Source organism: Microvirga sp. KLBC 81, assembly GCF_003075415.1.
In the GTDB taxonomy this organism is placed as follows: Bacteria; Pseudomonadota; Alphaproteobacteria; order Rhizobiales; family Beijerinckiaceae; genus Microvirga.
Genome location: NZ_QDAH01000002.1, coordinates 237,649 through 252,628, shown reverse-complemented (window position 1 = coordinate 252,628; position 14,980 = coordinate 237,649). Strand labels below are relative to the sequence as shown.

The following is a 14,980-nucleotide window of genomic DNA, read 5'->3' as shown; positions in this document are numbered from 1 at the left end:
AATATCGTTATCGCATGAGAGCGAGGCTTTCGCCTCTCATGCGAGCTTCGCCCGCGCTGCGTGGGAATCGACGGTTCCTGCGGAAGCCCTCTGGCTTATCAGGTTCCGAACCGTGCGAGACCAAAAGCGGAGATATCAATCGTACTTTTGCCATCGACGACGCATTGCGCAGCGACTTCGCCGATGGCCGCGGAATGCTTGAAGCCGTGTCCCGAACAGGGAGAGACCACGAGGATGCGATCACTTTCGGGATGTCGGTCGATTACGAAGTTGGAATCAGGGGTAACGGTATAAAGACAGGTCACGGCTCGCTGAGCATTGGGCCTCAAGCCCTGGACGCGGCCTGCCAGGTGCCCGCTGCGCATGGCCGCGGATTCTGCGGGAGTGACGGTCCGCTCGATCTCATCGGGATGAACGAACGCATCATATTGCTCACCGGCTGTCTTGATGGCGTTGCTGCCGCTCAAGGATGGGAAACCGTAGAAGAAATCATTGGGGCTTGGTCCATGCGACCAGATGAAGACCGGGCTCTTAGCCCAATGCTCCGCGTAATCGGGATCGACCTCGAACCAGTGCATGACCTGGCGGCTGGGAGCGAGCAACTGCGTGAAAGGGCCTCCCAGCAGCGAGGGCGCCCAGGATCCAGCGGAGATGATCGCCTGTGCGGCCAAAAGCTCACCCTGCTCCGTGACGACCCGCACGCCATCACCATCTGGTGCTACGGAGAGCACGCGCGTTCCAAGTTGCGTCAGGGCTCCGAGACCACGTGCGCGCTCCAACTGGACAGCGACGCAGCGTTCGGGATTGAGATAGCCTCCGCCTGGCTCGAAATAACCGATCTCGTCCTCGCGCGGCGTGAACTGCGGATACCGACGGCGGATCTCCGCCGCATCCAGCATCTCGTGAGGAATGTTGTAGGCTATCGCTGCTTTCTGCGTGCGCGCCAGGAATGCCGCGCGGATCGTGCCGTTGGAAACAGGGTTGGTCGTTTCCACGATCAGGCACCCGTTCTGCGTGAGAAGTCGCTCGCCGGTCTCAGTCTCCAACTCTCTCCAGATCTCATTGGAGCGTAGCGCAAGCGGCACATAGACCTCGCCTTCGCCGATGGCTTGGCGGGTGATCCGCGTCTCGCCATGGGTCGAACCCTGGTCATGAGGCGGAGCGAAGCGATCGATGCCGACAGCCCTCACGCCGCGCTTGGCCAATTGGTAGAGGGCGGCAGAGCCCATGGCACCGAGTCCGATGACGGCAACATCAAAAGATTGGGGGAGGCTCATCGTGCGCAACATCCATAAGGTCTTTCTAATCCAAACAGAATCGAATTCCTGCCGTAAGGGCAACGCGACACAGCCCCAGGTCGGACGACCCAGTCGTCATCTTGTGTCATGCGGCGAACTGCTCTAGAACCCATTTTGTCTCACGGGGAGCCTCATACGAGGCTGAGAGGTGGCTGGGCCGCCGACCCGTCGAACCTGATCCGGGTCATGCCGGCGGAGGGAATGAGCATGCGACATCGCAGAGAAAGCTGTGCCCCGTGCGAGTTGTGCCGCCAACCCGGCTTGCATCATGCATGGGAGCAACCTTGATGTTACGCCGACCTCTTCTCACACTTGCCTCGCTTTGCCTGGCGACAACTGTCGCTTTCGCGCAGAGCAAACCCGTTCTGACGGTCTACACCTACAGCTCGTTTGCCGGAAAGTACGGTCCGGGCAAGACGGTCAAGGAGCGCTTTGAGGCAACCTGCGGCTGCGAGCTCAACTGGGTAACGGCGGAAGACGCGGGCAGCCTTGTCGGACGCCTGCGCCTCGAAGGCAACGACACGAAGGCCGATGTGGTCGTCGGCCTCGACATGAACCTTGCGGCTGAAGCCAAGTCGCTCAACCTCTTTGCGCCGCATGGAGCGGATGTGAAGGACCTGTCCCTTCCGATCTCCTGGAGTGACGACACCTTCATCCCGTTCGACTGGGGCTATTACGCTTTCGTCTACGATGCCAACAAGTTGCCCAATCCGCCCAAGAGCCTGAAAGAGCTTGTCGAGGATCCCAACGGTCCGAAGGTGGTGCTGCAGGATCCGCGCACCAGTGCTCCGGGCCTCGGCTTGCTGCTCTGGGTGCAGAAGGTCTATGGCGACAAGGCAGGCGAGGCCTGGACGCAGTTGAAGCCGCGCATCGTGACCTTCACGAAGGGATGGTCGGAGGCCTATGGTCTGTTCCTGAAAGGCGAAGCGGATATGGTGATGTCCTACACCACGTCGCCGGCCTATCACATCTCCGCAGAGAAGAAGGACAACTACAAGGCGGCAGCCTTCGCCGAGGGACACTACCTGCACGTGGAGCTTGCCGGAATGACGCGCACGTCGAAGCAGCCGGAGCTTGCCAAGAAGTTCATGGCCTTTGTGTTGAGCGAGCCTTTCCAGTCCGCCATGCCCGAAGGCAACTGGATGATGCCGGCCAAGAATCCGGCATCGGGACTGCCGCCCTCCTTCAAAGACCTGGTGCAACCTCAGAAGGCCCTGCTGTTCACGCCTGAGGAAGTACAGCAGAATCGCCGTGCCTTCACCGACACATGGCTCAACGCCACCGCGCGCTGACGCATGATCATGACGGGAAAGCTGCCCCATCCTGGAAGCCTCGTGGCTTTTGCCATCGTGGCCCTGGTTGTGGGCGGCTTCCTTGCTCTTGCGACCGTCGGTGGAGAGAAGCCAGCGCTCTTCTCCATCGGTCCCTATTTGTGGCGCATCCTCGCTTTCTCCATCATCCAGGCCGCTCTTTCCACCATTCTCTCCCTCGCGCTTGGGACGGCCTTGGCGCTCGCGCTGGCACGCCGCCGCTTTCCGGCGCGAGACATGGTTCTGGCGCTCCTGGGCACCACGATGGTGATCCCCACCATCGTCGCCGTCTTTGCGGTCTTCGCCGTCTATGGGCGCAGCGGCTGGATTGCCGATATGTTGTCCTTTCTCGGATGGAAGGACAGCTTCAGCATCTTCGGTTATCCCGGCATCCTCATCGCACATGTTTTTCTGAATGCACCCTTCGTGGCCCGCATTCTTCTCGATTCGCTGAGCCTCGTGCCTGCGGAACATTGGCGTCTTGCGTCGGCTTTCGGGTTCACACCCACACAGATTTTTCGCCATCTCGACTGGCCCGTTCTGCGCGCAGAACTACCCGGTTTGGCAGGGCTCGTGTTCCTGCTGTGCTTCAAGAGCTTCGCCATCGTGCTGGCGCTCGGCGGAGGACCGAGCCGGTCCACTCTCGAGGTTGCCATCTATGAAGCGCTCAAGATCGACCTCGATTTCGGCCGTGCGGCCTGGCTCTCCCTGATCCAGCTGGTCATCTGCCTGACGCTGACCGGTCTTCTCACTTGGGCTCTGAAGAGGCCTCCCACGGCCCACACCATTCGGGGCCTGATCCAGCGTCCCGATGCACGAGACGGACGCCTGAAAATTCTCGATACTGTCGTGCTGTCGGCAGGAACGGTTTTCATCACCCCTCTGGCTCTGAGCCTGCTGAGTGGGCTGAGCCATATAACCGATGTCATCGACGCTGATCTTGTGCAGGCCTTCATGACGAGCATCGTGATTGCGGTCGTTGCTGCAGCGATTGCCTGTATTCTCGCGCTTGCGCTCGCGTCCGCCGCGCGGCGCTGGCGCGTCGTCCTGCGCTCTCCTCGCATCGCCGCTTTCTATGACTTTCTCCCCAATACACTGCTTGCCGTGCCACCTTTCGCGCTGACGGCGGGGCTGTTTCTCATGGCACGGCGCTTTGCCGATCCTTCCTCGATCGGGATCGTTCTTCTGCCGCTCGTCAATGGCCTAGCCGCCATTCCCTTCGCCTATCGCTCTCTCGCCCCTCGCCTTCTGACAGCGGAAGAACGCTACGGCCGCGTGGCGGCTTCGCTCGGCATCACGGGCCTCAATAAACTCACCATCATGGATTGGCCTTTGCTCAAGCGCCCCTTCGGGGCGGCCTTCGCATTGGCCATGGCGCTCTCCTTCGGCGATTTCGGTATTATTGCCCTGTTCGGCGGACAGGAACTCATCACCCTGCCCTATCTTCTGTTCGAGAATCTGGGGGCGTACCGGCTCGAAGAAGCATCGGCCATCGGCCTCTTGATCGTGCTCGTCGCCTTTCTCCTCGCTCATGTTTCAGGTCGCTTGTCCCATGCTGGTGATTGAAAACTGCCGCCTCACTTGGCCGGATTTCACGGCCGACTACACCATGAGCGTGAAGAGCGGCGCGCTCTGCGCCGTCATCGGCCCCTCGGGTGGCGGCAAGACGACCTTGCTGCACATGATCGCAGGCTTTGAGACGCCGGAGAGCGGCACGCTCACCTTCGATGGAGTGAACTTGCTGCCGCTCGAACCGGCGAAGCGGCCCGTCGCCATCGTGTTCCAGGATCACAATCTCTTCCCGCATCTGACAGCTGCGCAGAACGTCGCTCTGGGCATCCGCCCCTCGCTACGCATGTCCAACGATGAGCAAGCGCTCATCGAGGAGATGCTTGAAGCCGTGGGCTTGAAGGGCTTCGGCACGCGAAAGCCCGGCGAGATGTCGGGTGGGCAGCGGCAGCGCGTGGCGCTGGCGCGTGCGCTCGTGTCTGGCCGCCCGCTGATTCTGCTCGACGAACCCTTCAGCAGCCTCGATCCAGGTTTACGCCGAGACATGGTCCAGCTCGTCGGCGAGCTGCGCCGGAAACGCCCCGTCACCATCCTCATGACGATCCACACGCCCGAGGATGTGGCCGACTTGGCCGACCAGATGGTCTTCGTCGCCGATGGCAGGGTGATCGCCTCCGGCAAGCCCTCCGCCATTCTTCACGGCTCCCTCGCTCCAAGGATTGCCGCTGCGGTTTCCAATACCTGAAGCGCACCAGAGGTCTTTTGCTTCAAGTGACCTCATACTGGTATCGCCGGCAAACCAGCTAATATTCTGTGCCAGCATCGTGTTCGTGGTGATGGCGTCACTCCGCCAATCTGCTTAGGACATCGCTGATGAAAGCCTGGGTATGGGTTTGCCACGCCCCTTCACGAACTGGATATTAAGTGGCATTATAAAAGTTCGATAGCTTGCGACCCCGAGAACTCCTTTCCCCATGAGCAACCCTCTTTTCCTCGGCATCGATAGCGGCGGTACGAAATGCCGGGCGCGGCTTCGAGATGCCGATGGTGCCTTGCTGGGAGAAGGCACGGGTGGCCCGTCGAATATTCGCCTCGATCCCGATCTGGTCTGGAACTCCATTCTGACAGCCTGTCGTGAAGCGCTGGCCAAAGCCGGATTGCAGGAGGGCGACCTCAAGACAATACATGCCGGCATGGGGGCAGCCGGCGCAGGGCAAGCGACCGCTGTCGAGCGGCTTCTCTCCCGCCCCAATCCCTTCGCCTCTTTCGCCATCGATACGGATGCGCACACTGCCTGGCTCGGGGCCTTCAATGGGGGCGATGGCGCCATTTTGATCCTGGGCACGGGCTCGTGCGGCTATGGCGGCGTGAACGGGCAATGCCGCTATGTGGGCGGCTGGGGCTTCGAGATTTCCGACGAAGGCAGCGGAGCTTACATCGGACGGGAACTTCTGCGCCGCTGCGTCTGGGCGCATGATGGGCGTGCACCGTCCTCCCCGCTCTCGGATGCGCTGTTGGCCCAGTTCAACGATGATCTCGAGACGCTCGTCGATTGGGTCGGCAGCGCCCGCCCCGGCGATTACGCGCGCTATGCGCCGCTGGTTCTCGAATACGCCAACCGGCGCGATCCATTGGGCATGGCCCTGATGGAGGATGCAGCCGCCGACGCCACGCGCATCGCGACGCGCCTGCTCGAACTCGGCGCGCCGGCTCTGTGCCTGTTCGGCGGCTTGGCGGAGCCTTTAAGGCCCTGGTTGCCGCCGCCGGTTCAACAAACAATTGTGCCGCCTCAGGCGGATGCCCTGGATGGGGCCATTCTTCTGGGGCGGATTGCCTCGTCTCGGAGGCAGCCATGAGTGACCACGCCACTGCAGGTCTTGCTCTTCCGCTGGATGAGTCCAACCCCACACCGCTCTACCTCCAGCTTCAGCAATCCATCGAGGATGCTGTCCGCAAAGGTTCGCTGAAAGCAGACGATGCTCTTCCCGGCGAGCGCGATCTCGCCAAGCAACTCGGCATCTCGCGCGTGACCGTGCGCAAGGCCATTACGGGGCTGGTGAAGAAGGGTGTGCTCGTTCAGCGCTGGGGGTCGGGCACCTTCATTGCGCCGCAGATGCGTCTGGAGCAACCGCTCTCGCGCCTGTCGAGCTTTACGGACGATATGTCCGCGCGTGGCCTGCAATCTTCCGCCGTTCTGTTGAACCGCTCCACCGGTCAAGCCTCGCCTGATGAGCTGATGGCGCTGGGCCTCTCTCCCGGCGAGAGCGTGAGCCGCATCAATCGTTTGCGCATGGCCAACGACATTCCCATGGCCATCGAGCATGCGGTGATCCCGTCTCGCTTCCTGCCGGACCCCAGCCTGGTGAAGCAATCGCTTTACGCCGCGCTGCATGAACAAGGCTATATGCCGACCCGCGCCTTGCAGCGGCTTCATGCGGTGCTGCTGAACGAGGAACAGGCGACCCTGCTCCACGTTCCACCTCAGAGCCCTGCCCTTTACATCGAGCGCCGCTCGTTCACGGCCACGGGCGAAGTCGTCGAGTTCACCTCGTCCTATTACCGGGGCGATGCCTATGATTTCGTGGCCGAGCTGACCATCAGCCCGCCCGAGCGGATGTCGCATGATGATGCCTGATTCGAATTCTTCCATGACCGCCATGCTGAGCGAGGCTCGCGAGGCGCCGCAGGTGGTGGCGCACCTGCTCGCCAGCAACGCGACTCTATGTCGAGATCTCGGTGAGCGCCTTCGCAGATCACCTCCACCGTTCGCCGTCACCTGCGCTCGCGGGAGCTCGGACAATGCGGCAACCTTCGTCAAATACCTGCTCGAGATCCACTCCGGTCTCGTCACCGCTTCCGTCGGCCCCTCCGTGACATCGGTGTATGAGGCTCGCCCTCGCATGCGCGATGCGTTGTTCCTCGCCGTCTCGCAATCGGGCCGCAGCCCGGACATTCTCAACCTTGCACAAGCCGGCCGCGATGATGGTGCATTGACGGTGGCACTCGTCAACGACACGACGTCGCCGCTGGCCTCTACCTGCGAGGTCGTGCTGCCGCTCCATGCAGGGCCAGAAAAGAGTGTTGCGGCGACAAAATCGTTCATCGCAGCGCTCGCCGCAGGCTTTCAGCTGGTGGCGCACTGGTCGCAGGACCAGGACCTGCTTGCAGCCCTCGATACCCTGCCGGATGTCCTTGCCAGGGCTGCTGCCATCGACTGGTCTGCGGCGCTTCCCGAATTGTCTCAGGCGAATAATCTCTTCGTCGTCGGACGCGGCGTCGGCTTCGCTGTGGCACAGGAAGCAGCGCTCAAGCTGAAGGAAACCTCAGGTGTCCACGCGGAGGCCATGAGCGCAGCTGAATTGATGCATGGACCGTGGACCCTGGCGGGCGATCACTTCCCGATCCTTGTCTTGAGCCAGCGCGATGAGACCCTGAGCGGCGTGAATGATCTCGTCACCAAGCTCAACGAGCAGGGCATCCCTGTCGTCGTCGCCGGCGCAGCCGAAGGGCCCGCGACGGTCATGCTGCCCTCGGTCGAGGATGTGCATCCCTATCTTGCTCCGATCGCCATGATCCAGAGCTTCTATCCTCTCGTGAATGCCATTGCCCTGGCGCGCGGCCGCAACCCGGACAACCCGCCGCGCCTGCGCAAAGTGACGGAGACGGTTTGATGCCGATTGCCCTGACAGGTGCCCGCGTCTTCGACGGCACGCATATGCTCGAAGGCCGCGCCGTCGTCATCGAGAACGGCCGCATCATTGCCGTCCCGCAGGAGCGGGATCTTGGCGCAGGGATCCGCCGGCGTGCGGTGGCAGGACTGCTTGCGCCGGGCTTCATCGACGTGCAGGTGAATGGCGGCGGCGGTGTGCTGTTCAACGATATGCGCAATGCGGAGGGTCTCAAGACCATTGCCGCCGCGCATCGCAAATACGGTACCACGGGTCTTCTGCCCACCTTCATCACCGATACGCGCGAGAAGATGGCCGAGGCCGTCGAAGCCATGCGATCAGCGCTCTTCATGCGCATCCCGGGCGTGCTCGGCATTCACCTTGAAGGCCCCTTCATCAGCCCTGAGCGCAAGGGCGTTCACAACGCCAGCTTCATCCGGCCGATGGAGGAGGAAGACCTGGACATCCTGCGCGCTCTGAAGGAGGGCTGCACCCTTGTGACGCTGGCTCCTGAGCGCAACAGCATGGAGTCGATTGCGAAACTGGCTGCAGCCGGCGTCCTCGTCTGTGCAGGCCATACGGCAAGTGATTACGAGACCGTGATGGAAGCCTTCCATCACGGTCTCCGGGGCTTCACGCATCTTTACAATGCCATGCCGCCGCTCGCCGGGCGCGATCCCGGCCCGGTCGGCGCCGCCCTCGACAATCGCGACACTTGGTGCGGGCTCATCGTGGACGGGCACCATGTGAGCGATCCCGCCCTGCGTCTTGCCATCGCCGCCAAAGGCACAGAGCGGATGATGCTGGTGACGGATGCCATGTCAGTGACCGGAACGGACATGAGGAGCTTCGAGCTCCATGGCCGCACGATCTATCGCAAGGACGGCCGGCTCACAACGGAGGATGGAACTCTCGCGGGCTCTGACCTCGACATGGCGAGCGCCGTGCGAAACTCTGTGGAACGGCTTGGTCTCGGCCTGCCCGACGTGCTGCGCATGGCGTCTCTCGCGCCGGCAACCTTCCTGAGATTGGACCACGAACTCGGACGCATCGCTCCGGGCTTCCGCGCCGACCTCGTGCTGCTCGACGAAGGCCTCCATGTGCAGGAGACCTGGATCGGCGGGGAGAGCCTGTCTTAAGCCGCTGCCCCCTTCTCGTAAAAAACGAAACTGCGGTTGCGCCCTGCAAACTCGCGCTCGTAGGCGCGCGTGACACGCCAACCGTGGCGTTCATAGAAGCGGCGCGCTCCGTGATTGTCTCGGAAGCACTCCAGGCTTTTCGCGCCTCGTTTTTCGGCCGCTTCAAGAAGCCGTGCCCCGCCACCCTGCCCACTGACGGCAGGGTCCATGAAAAGCATGTCGATATGGCCATCCGCCATCAGCAGGAAGCCTGCGATTTTGCCATTCTCCTCTGCGAGCAACATACGCTCGCGCGATGAGCGGAAGCGCTCGGCGAAGAAGGCGGCATTGCGGGTTGCGAGCACCTCCGGCTCCAGGATCGTTGCGAAGGCTGCGCAGTAAGATCTCGCTGCCACCTCAGCCAGAGCCAAAATATCTTCAACTCTCGCTGGCCGCACGATCACGACTGCCCTCTCAGGCGCGGATCGAGGGTGTCACGCAACGCATCACCCAGAAGATTGAACCCGAAGGACAGGAAGAGGATGGCAAACCCAGCGAAGATCGCGCTCCAGGGCGAGAGCATGAGGAAGTTGCGACCTTCCGAGAGCATGAGCCCCAAGGACGGTGTCGGCGGCTGCGTGCCAAGGCCGAGGAAGGAGAGCGAGGCCTCGACCAGGATCGCGGCGGAGAGCAGGAGGCTCGTCTGCACGAGGATGACGGAGGCCAGGTTCGGCAGGATGTGCAGGAAGATGATGCGCGCATCCGATGCGCCGATGGCGCGCGCGCCCGCCACGAACTCGCTCTCGCAGAGGACGAGTGCCGGGCCGCGCAGGAGCCGTGCAAAGATAGGTGTATAAACCACCGCGATGGCGGCGGCCGCGCTGTAGGTATGGGGACCCAGCACGGCGATGATGCCAATGGCGAGCAGCATCACCGGAAAGGCAAACAGCACATCCATGATGCGCATGATGATACGGTCGAGCCAGCCGCGGTAGTAAGCGGCCATCAGGCCAAGCGTTCCGCCGGCGAGCAAGGCGATGCCGACGGCAAGCACGCAGGCAATGAGAGAGGTGCGATAGCCATAGAGGATCCGCGTCAGGACATCGCGTCCCAGCTGATCGGTGCCGAGCCAGTTGAGGTCGGTCGGGCCTCTCAGACGACGAGCAACGCTCTGCGCCATCGGATCGTAAGGCGCAAACAAGGGCGCACCAACGGCAAGAATGATCTGGAGCACCACCAGCAGCATGGCAAAGGTGAGGAGCTTGTTCTTGGCCAGATACTTCACGGCTCAGGCCCTCACGCGCGGATCGACGAGGATGTAGAGGAAGTCGACCAGGAAATTCACGATGACGAAGCCTGCGGTCACGACAAGGATCGTCGCCTGGATCAGCGGATAATTGCGTTCAGCGATAGCACCGAGGATCAGGCGCCCGAGACCCGGAATGGCAAACACCTGCTCTACCACGATGGCGCCGCCGAGCAGATAACCGGTCATGATGCCGACGCTCGTGAGAAAGGGGATGAGCGCATTGCGCAGAGCATGCTTGTAGACGACCCGCCGCTCCGGCAGCCCCTTGGCGCGGGCGGTACGGATGTAATCCTGCCCCAGGGCATCAAGCATGGCCGAGCGAACGAGGCGCGAGAGATTTGCGAGAATCGGGAGAGCAAGGGCAATCGATGGCAGGAGCATCCGCTGAAGATTGCCGACGGGATCTTCAGAGAACGGCACGTAGCCGAGCGATGCAAAATTCGGCGCCCAGGCCGAGAGCAGAAGGATCATGACGATTCCGAGCCAGAAGGATGGAATCGTAAGCCCCGCAATCGCTCCTATACGCATGGCGACATCAGCCGCGCCGCCGCGCGTCTGCGCCATAAGACAGCCGACGGGGACCGCGAGAACCGCCCCCATGACGAGCGCCAGGAAGGTGAGCTCGAGCGTCGGCCAAAGGTGAATCAGGATTTCGGTAGCGACCGGGCGACCGGTCCAGAGCGAGGTGCCGAAATCGCCGCGGAGTGCCGCTCCGGCCCAAAGCAGATATTGTTCGATGATCGGGCGGTCGAGACCGACGCGCCGGTTGAGTTCCGCCATGCGTTCCGGTGTGATCTCGGTATTCGCGCCGAGCATGATCGCGACCGCATCGCCGGGGATCAGGCGGATCATCAGGAACACGATGATCGAGACGCCGAAGAGAACGATAACGAGGTCGATGAGACGCGCGAGCAGAACTCGATTCATCAGGCCAGCTCTTTAAAAAAGGAAGCACCGGCGCATGCAGGAAAAGCCGCGCCGGTGCAGGTGATGATTAGTAGGAAGCGCTGCGCAGCATCATGAGCGAGCGGTTGGGCATCACGTCATAGCCCTTGAGCTTGTCGTTCATGGCCGAGAACAGCGTTCCGTAGGTCAGATGCGCGACAGGGCCCGAGCAGGCGAGCTTCTTCTGCACCTGATCATAGGCCTTCTTGCGCTCGGCCTGATCCGACAGGGTGCGCGCCTTGTCGAGCAGACTGTCGATCTCCGCATCCGAGTACTTGAACACGTTGGTCGAACCGCCCGTGCGGAAGGTACGGTAGAAGTACTCGTCCGGGTCGGGCTGGCCTGCATTGATCGAGGCGAACATGTCGAAGTTGCTGTTGCGCCAATCCTGGATGAACTGGCCCTGCTCCTGGTTGATCAGCTCAACCTTGAAGCCTGCCTTGTTCAGCTGCTCCTGAACGACCTGCGCGACGTCCTTGATGTCCTGGCGCGGCAGGACCTTCATGGACACGGCAACCGGACTCGTCACGCCCGCTTCCTTGAGGAGCGCCTGGGCTTTCGCCGGATCATGCGCATAGCAGCCGAACTCCTTCACATCGAGCGCCCAGGACTTGAGCGCCGGCGAGAGCGGGCCACCCGGTACGCCTGCGCCGAAGAGCGCCGCCTCCACGATCTCCTTGCGATTGATCGCGTAGTTCACCGCCTCGCGCACCTTCGGATTATCGAAAGGCGGTTTCGATACGTTCATGCCGATGAGCGTGTAGGCGAGATCCATGGTCTCCGCGAGCTTCACGTTCGGCCTGCCTTTGAGCTGAAGGGCGGTCGCTGCATCGATGTTCGGCAGAAGCGCATAGTGGCCGTTGGTCAGGCCCACTTGGCGGGTGGCCGATTCAGGCACGATGTTGAACTTGAGGCCTGAGAGCTTCGGCAGCCCCTTCTCCCAATAGACCTCGTTCCTGGTGAGCAGGATATAGCCGTTCGGCTGCCATTCCTGGAACTTGAACGGGCCTGTGCCAACAGGCGCCTTCTGGAGGGCGTCCTTGTTGGTCTCCATGGAGCGCGGCACGATGGCGATGGTGGCAAGCGAGCTGAGAAGCGCCGCGGACGGCTCCTTCAGCTTCAGCTCGACGGTTTGCGCATCGATGGCATTGGCGCTCTCGACCGCCGAGAGGCGGCTGGCGAGAGGCGAAGCGATGTCTTTGCTGAGCAGGCGCTTCACGGAGGCCACCACGTCCGCCGCCTCCATGGCTGAGCCGTCGTGGAATTTTATCCCTGAGCGCAGCTTGAAGGTATAGGTCTTGCCGTCGGCCGAGACGGTCCAGGATTCGGCAAGGCTCGGGATGATCTTCAGATCCTTGTCGATGGCAGTAAGGCCCTCATAGATGTTGCCGTTCACCACCATGAAGCTCGGAAAGGCGGTGATGAGGTGGGGGTCGAGGCCGGTGGGACCGAGATCCGCGCCGATTTCCAGAACCTGAGCCGAGGCGGTAGCCATCGCAGCCACCATGAAACCTGCGCTCAACGTGCTGCGCAGTGCTGACCTGAACATGCGTCTTGTCCTCCCTTGGAAGCCGCCAGGAATTTATAGACCAGCTGCCCGGACCTGTCATGGTCCAATCTCATACCACTCTAGACCACTTCGTTTGCTGTGCTATGGTCCGGCACCTAATCCCAATGCCCGGAGGAGCCGATGCCCCAACGCCCGACCGTCAAAGCCATCGGCGTGATCAGCGGAACGTCGATGGACGGCATCGACGTCTCCGTCGTCGAGACGGACGGCGAAGCCTTCGTCGAACCGGGGCCCGGGCGCACCTTCTCCTACCCTGCCGAGTTGAGAAAGACTCTCCAGGACCTGATCGCTGAGCCTGCCCGCGCGCAGAGCGAACCGCTGGAAGATCTCGAACGAGCGGTGACGAGCGCGCATATCGACGCCATTCGTCGCTTCATGGAAGAGACGGGCATTCCCTCGAAGGACGTAAGCCTCATCGGCTTCCACGGCCAGACGGTCTATCACCGGCCCGAGATCCGCTTCACGCGCCAGCTTGGCCTCGGCGCCATGGTCGCGCAAGAGCTTGGCGTCGACACGGTGGACCGCTTCCGCCATGCGGATGTGGCTTCGGGCGGAGAAGGGGCACCTTTCGTTCCGCTCTATCATCGCGCGCTTGCGAGCTCGCTGCCGCAGCCGATCATGATTCTCAATCTCGGCGGTGTTGGAAACGTCACCTATATCGACGGCGAGACGGTGATTGCCTTCGACACCGGACCGGCGAGCGCCCTGCTCGACGATTTCGTCCTGCGCCGCCGGGGCTTGAGCTTCGACGAGAACGGAAAGCTCGCGGCATCGGGCAAGGTGAATGAAAAGCTCGTGGCGGAATTCATGAGCAATCCGTTCTTCGAACGCCCTGCTCCCAAATCCCTCGACCGACAGGACTTTCATGCGCGCGCCAAGAGCGTCGAGGCTCTCTCGGACGAAGATGGCGCGGCAACGCTTGCAGCCTTCACCATCGAGTCCGTCGCCGCCGCGCTCCGCCACGTGCCGCGCGCGCCGCAGCGCTGGCTGGTCACCGGCGGCGGGCGACTGAATGCGCATTTCATGGAGCGTTTGCACGAGCGGCTCGGCGTTCCTGTCGATCCCGTGGAAGCCGTGGGATGGAACGGCGATTTCCTCGAGGCGCAGGCCTTCGGCTATCTCGCCGTCAGGTCGACGCTGGGGTTGCCGTTGAGTCTTCCGACCACCACGGGCGTGCCCTATCCCATGCCCGGCGGCGAACTGCACCGCGCTGCCTAAATCATGTCTCTCGACAACATCATCGATCAAGCCTTCTCTCCTGCTGCATCGTCCATCGACCGCGGAGATATCCCCGGCGCGGCACTTGGGATCGTGACCGCTGATGGGCAGCGCAGCGTGCGCTGGAAAGGCTATGCGCAGATCGAGCCGCACGAGGAAAACCTGTCACGCGAGACATGGTTCGATCTCGCATCGCTCACGAAGGTCATCTTCACCACCACGGCAATCTTACGTCTCGTGGAAGAAGGCCGCATCACGCTCGACGACCCGTTGATCAAGGTCATTCCGGATCTGCGCCAATACGACATGAATGCGACTGAGCGGCGTCTCACGTTCCGGCAATGCCTGGCGCATCAAACCCATCTGCCTGCGGTCGAACCGCTGTACACCTACGGACAGGATCCGAATACATTGCGGGCCTTCATTCTCCAGCGTGTCTGGCAAAGTGGGCCGCCGGTCTATTCCGACATCAACTTCATGCTGCTCGGCATCGCGATCGAACGCATCACGGGAAAACCGCTGATCGACCAACCACTCCCTCAAAACTTTTCCTTCCGCCCGGACCCTCGCCTCTGTGCAGCCACCGAGCGCTGCACATGGCGCGGACGCGTGATCCGCGGCGAGGTGCATGACGAGAATGCTTTCGCACTCGGTGGCGCATCCGGTCACGCAGGTCTCTTCGGTCCTATCGACGGCGTTCTGGATTTTGCGCATGGCCTTCTCGATGGCTCGATGCTCTCAGCCGATTCGCTCAAGGCGATCCGCACCCGCGAATCGGAAAAGCGCACCGTCGGCTGGGAAGGTTTTTATCCGGGCTGGCATGGGGGCGATACCTGCTCCACGACGGCCATCGGCCATACGGGCTTTACCGGCACAGGACTCTGGCTCGATTTTGAGCGAGGTCTCGCCTGGTCCCTCCTGACCAACCGGGTGCACCCCTCCCGCCACAGGGACAGCGGAATCTTAGGCCTTCGCCGTGCAACGGGCGAGCAGGTCATCGCGTTGTTCGACGGCCAGACCGGGTTTTAAGGATGC

14 protein-coding genes and 1 riboswitch are annotated in these 14,980 nt (G+C 62.0%); of the genes, 9 read left to right on the top strand and 5 right to left on the bottom strand.

The genetic code is table 11. The features are described from left to right. Positions 1–98 precede the first annotated feature (98 nt). Positions 99–1,277 (bottom strand): N-methyl-L-tryptophan oxidase, encoded by a 1,179-nt coding sequence (solA, locus tag DC522_RS02755; RefSeq protein WP_116527188.1) that lies wholly within the window; start codon positions 1,275–1,277, stop codon positions 99–101. Positions 1,278–1,410: 133 nt separating this feature from the next. Further along, positions 1,411–1,517: riboswitch (TPP riboswitch) on the top strand. Positions 1,518–1,585: 68 nt separating this feature from the next. Between solA and thiB the strand changes: the two genes are divergently transcribed. The 7 genes from thiB (at position 1,586) to nagA (ending at position 8,924) form a co-directional block, all read left to right on the top strand. After that, positions 1,586–2,590, top strand: coding sequence for a thiamine ABC transporter substrate binding subunit (gene thiB, locus DC522_RS02750; protein WP_116527148.1), 1,005 nt, complete (start codon positions 1,586–1,588; stop codon positions 2,588–2,590). A gap of 9 nt (positions 2,591–2,599) precedes the next feature. Then, on the top strand, positions 2,600–4,174 hold the full coding sequence (locus DC522_RS02745; protein WP_165820024.1) for an ABC transporter permease subunit: 1,575 nt from the start codon (positions 2,600–2,602) through the stop codon (positions 4,172–4,174). Next, positions 4,161–4,862: an ATP-binding cassette domain-containing protein gene (locus tag DC522_RS02740; RefSeq protein ID WP_116527146.1), complete on the top strand. Its 702-nt coding sequence runs from the start codon at positions 4,161–4,163 to the stop codon at positions 4,860–4,862. Before DC522_RS02745 ends, DC522_RS02740 begins: the two co-directional genes overlap by 14 nt. Before the next feature lie 229 nt (positions 4,863–5,091). Beyond that, complete coding sequence (locus DC522_RS02735; protein ID WP_116527145.1) at positions 5,092–5,973, top strand: BadF/BadG/BcrA/BcrD ATPase family protein; 882 nt, start codon at positions 5,092–5,094, stop codon at positions 5,971–5,973. Then, positions 5,970–6,752 (top strand): GntR family transcriptional regulator, encoded by a 783-nt coding sequence (locus DC522_RS02730; protein WP_116527144.1) that lies wholly within the window; start codon positions 5,970–5,972, stop codon positions 6,750–6,752. Before DC522_RS02735 ends, DC522_RS02730 begins: the two co-directional genes overlap by 4 nt. Beyond that, positions 6,739–7,788, top strand: a complete 1,050-nt coding sequence (locus DC522_RS02725; RefSeq protein WP_116527143.1) for an SIS domain-containing protein — start codon at positions 6,739–6,741, stop codon at positions 7,786–7,788. Before DC522_RS02730 ends, DC522_RS02725 begins: the two co-directional genes overlap by 14 nt. After that, complete coding sequence (gene nagA / locus DC522_RS02720; protein WP_116527142.1) at positions 7,788–8,924, top strand: N-acetylglucosamine-6-phosphate deacetylase; 1,137 nt, start codon at positions 7,788–7,790, stop codon at positions 8,922–8,924. The genes DC522_RS02725 and nagA overlap by 1 nt, the downstream gene beginning before the upstream one ends. Here the strand turns inward: nagA and DC522_RS02715 are convergent. From DC522_RS02715 to DC522_RS02700, 4 genes are all read right to left on the bottom strand, one after another. Then, the gene (locus tag DC522_RS02715; RefSeq protein ID WP_165820023.1) at positions 8,921–9,319 is read right to left on the bottom strand and encodes a GNAT family N-acetyltransferase; all 399 of its coding nucleotides are present in this window, start codon (positions 9,317–9,319) and stop codon (positions 8,921–8,923) included. The genes nagA and DC522_RS02715 overlap by 4 nt on opposite strands. A gap of 44 nt (positions 9,320–9,363) precedes the next feature. Beyond that, a complete protein-coding gene (locus tag DC522_RS02710) occupies positions 9,364–10,188 on the bottom strand; it encodes an ABC transporter permease (protein ID WP_205769474.1) in 825 nt (274 codons plus the stop codon). Between the two features lie 3 nt (positions 10,189–10,191). Then, positions 10,192–11,139 carry an ABC transporter permease gene (locus tag DC522_RS02705; protein WP_116527140.1) on the bottom strand — a complete coding sequence of 316 codons (948 nt, stop codon included), beginning with the start codon at positions 11,137–11,139 and terminating at the stop codon, positions 10,192–10,194. Positions 11,140–11,206: 67 nt separating this feature from the next. Then, positions 11,207–12,706, bottom strand: coding sequence for an ABC transporter substrate-binding protein (locus tag DC522_RS02700; RefSeq protein ID WP_116527139.1), 1,500 nt, complete (start codon positions 12,704–12,706; stop codon positions 11,207–11,209). 141 nt (positions 12,707–12,847) lie between these two features. Between DC522_RS02700 and DC522_RS02695 the strand changes: the two genes are divergently transcribed. Both DC522_RS02695 and DC522_RS02690 read left to right on the top strand, forming a co-directional pair. Further along, on the top strand, positions 12,848–13,945 hold the full coding sequence (locus DC522_RS02695) for an anhydro-N-acetylmuramic acid kinase (protein ID WP_116527138.1): 1,098 nt from the start codon (positions 12,848–12,850) through the stop codon (positions 13,943–13,945). A gap of 3 nt (positions 13,946–13,948) precedes the next feature. After that, positions 13,949–14,974: a serine hydrolase gene (locus DC522_RS02690; protein WP_116527137.1), complete on the top strand. Its 1,026-nt coding sequence runs from the start codon at positions 13,949–13,951 to the stop codon at positions 14,972–14,974. Positions 14,975–14,980: the final 6 nt, after the last annotated feature.

What these genes read in the sequence shown, in the direction of transcription:
- solA (WP_116527188.1), bottom strand. Translation starts at nt 1,277, where the DNA reads ATGAGCCTCCCCCAATCTTTTGATGTTGCCGTCATCGGACTCGGTGCC.
- thiB (WP_116527148.1), top strand. Translation starts at nt 1,586, where the DNA reads ATGTTACGCCGACCTCTTCTCACACTTGCCTCGCTTTGCCTGGCGACA.
- DC522_RS02745 (WP_165820024.1), top strand. Translation starts at nt 2,600, where the DNA reads ATGACGGGAAAGCTGCCCCATCCTGGAAGCCTCGTGGCTTTTGCCATC.
- DC522_RS02740 (WP_116527146.1), top strand. Translation starts at nt 4,161, where the DNA reads ATGCTGGTGATTGAAAACTGCCGCCTCACTTGGCCGGATTTCACGGCC.
- DC522_RS02735 (WP_116527145.1), top strand. Translation starts at nt 5,092, where the DNA reads ATGAGCAACCCTCTTTTCCTCGGCATCGATAGCGGCGGTACGAAATGC.
- DC522_RS02730 (WP_116527144.1), top strand. Translation starts at nt 5,970, where the DNA reads ATGAGTGACCACGCCACTGCAGGTCTTGCTCTTCCGCTGGATGAGTCC.
- DC522_RS02725 (WP_116527143.1), top strand. Translation starts at nt 6,739, where the DNA reads ATGATGATGCCTGATTCGAATTCTTCCATGACCGCCATGCTGAGCGAG.
- nagA (WP_116527142.1), top strand. Translation starts at nt 7,788, where the DNA reads ATGCCGATTGCCCTGACAGGTGCCCGCGTCTTCGACGGCACGCATATG.
- DC522_RS02705 (WP_116527140.1), bottom strand. Translation starts at nt 11,139, where the DNA reads ATGAATCGAGTTCTGCTCGCGCGTCTCATCGACCTCGTTATCGTTCTC.
- DC522_RS02700 (WP_116527139.1), bottom strand. Translation starts at nt 12,706, where the DNA reads ATGTTCAGGTCAGCACTGCGCAGCACGTTGAGCGCAGGTTTCATGGTG.
- DC522_RS02695 (WP_116527138.1), top strand. Translation starts at nt 12,848, where the DNA reads ATGCCCCAACGCCCGACCGTCAAAGCCATCGGCGTGATCAGCGGAACG.
- DC522_RS02690 (WP_116527137.1), top strand. Translation starts at nt 13,949, where the DNA reads ATGTCTCTCGACAACATCATCGATCAAGCCTTCTCTCCTGCTGCATCG.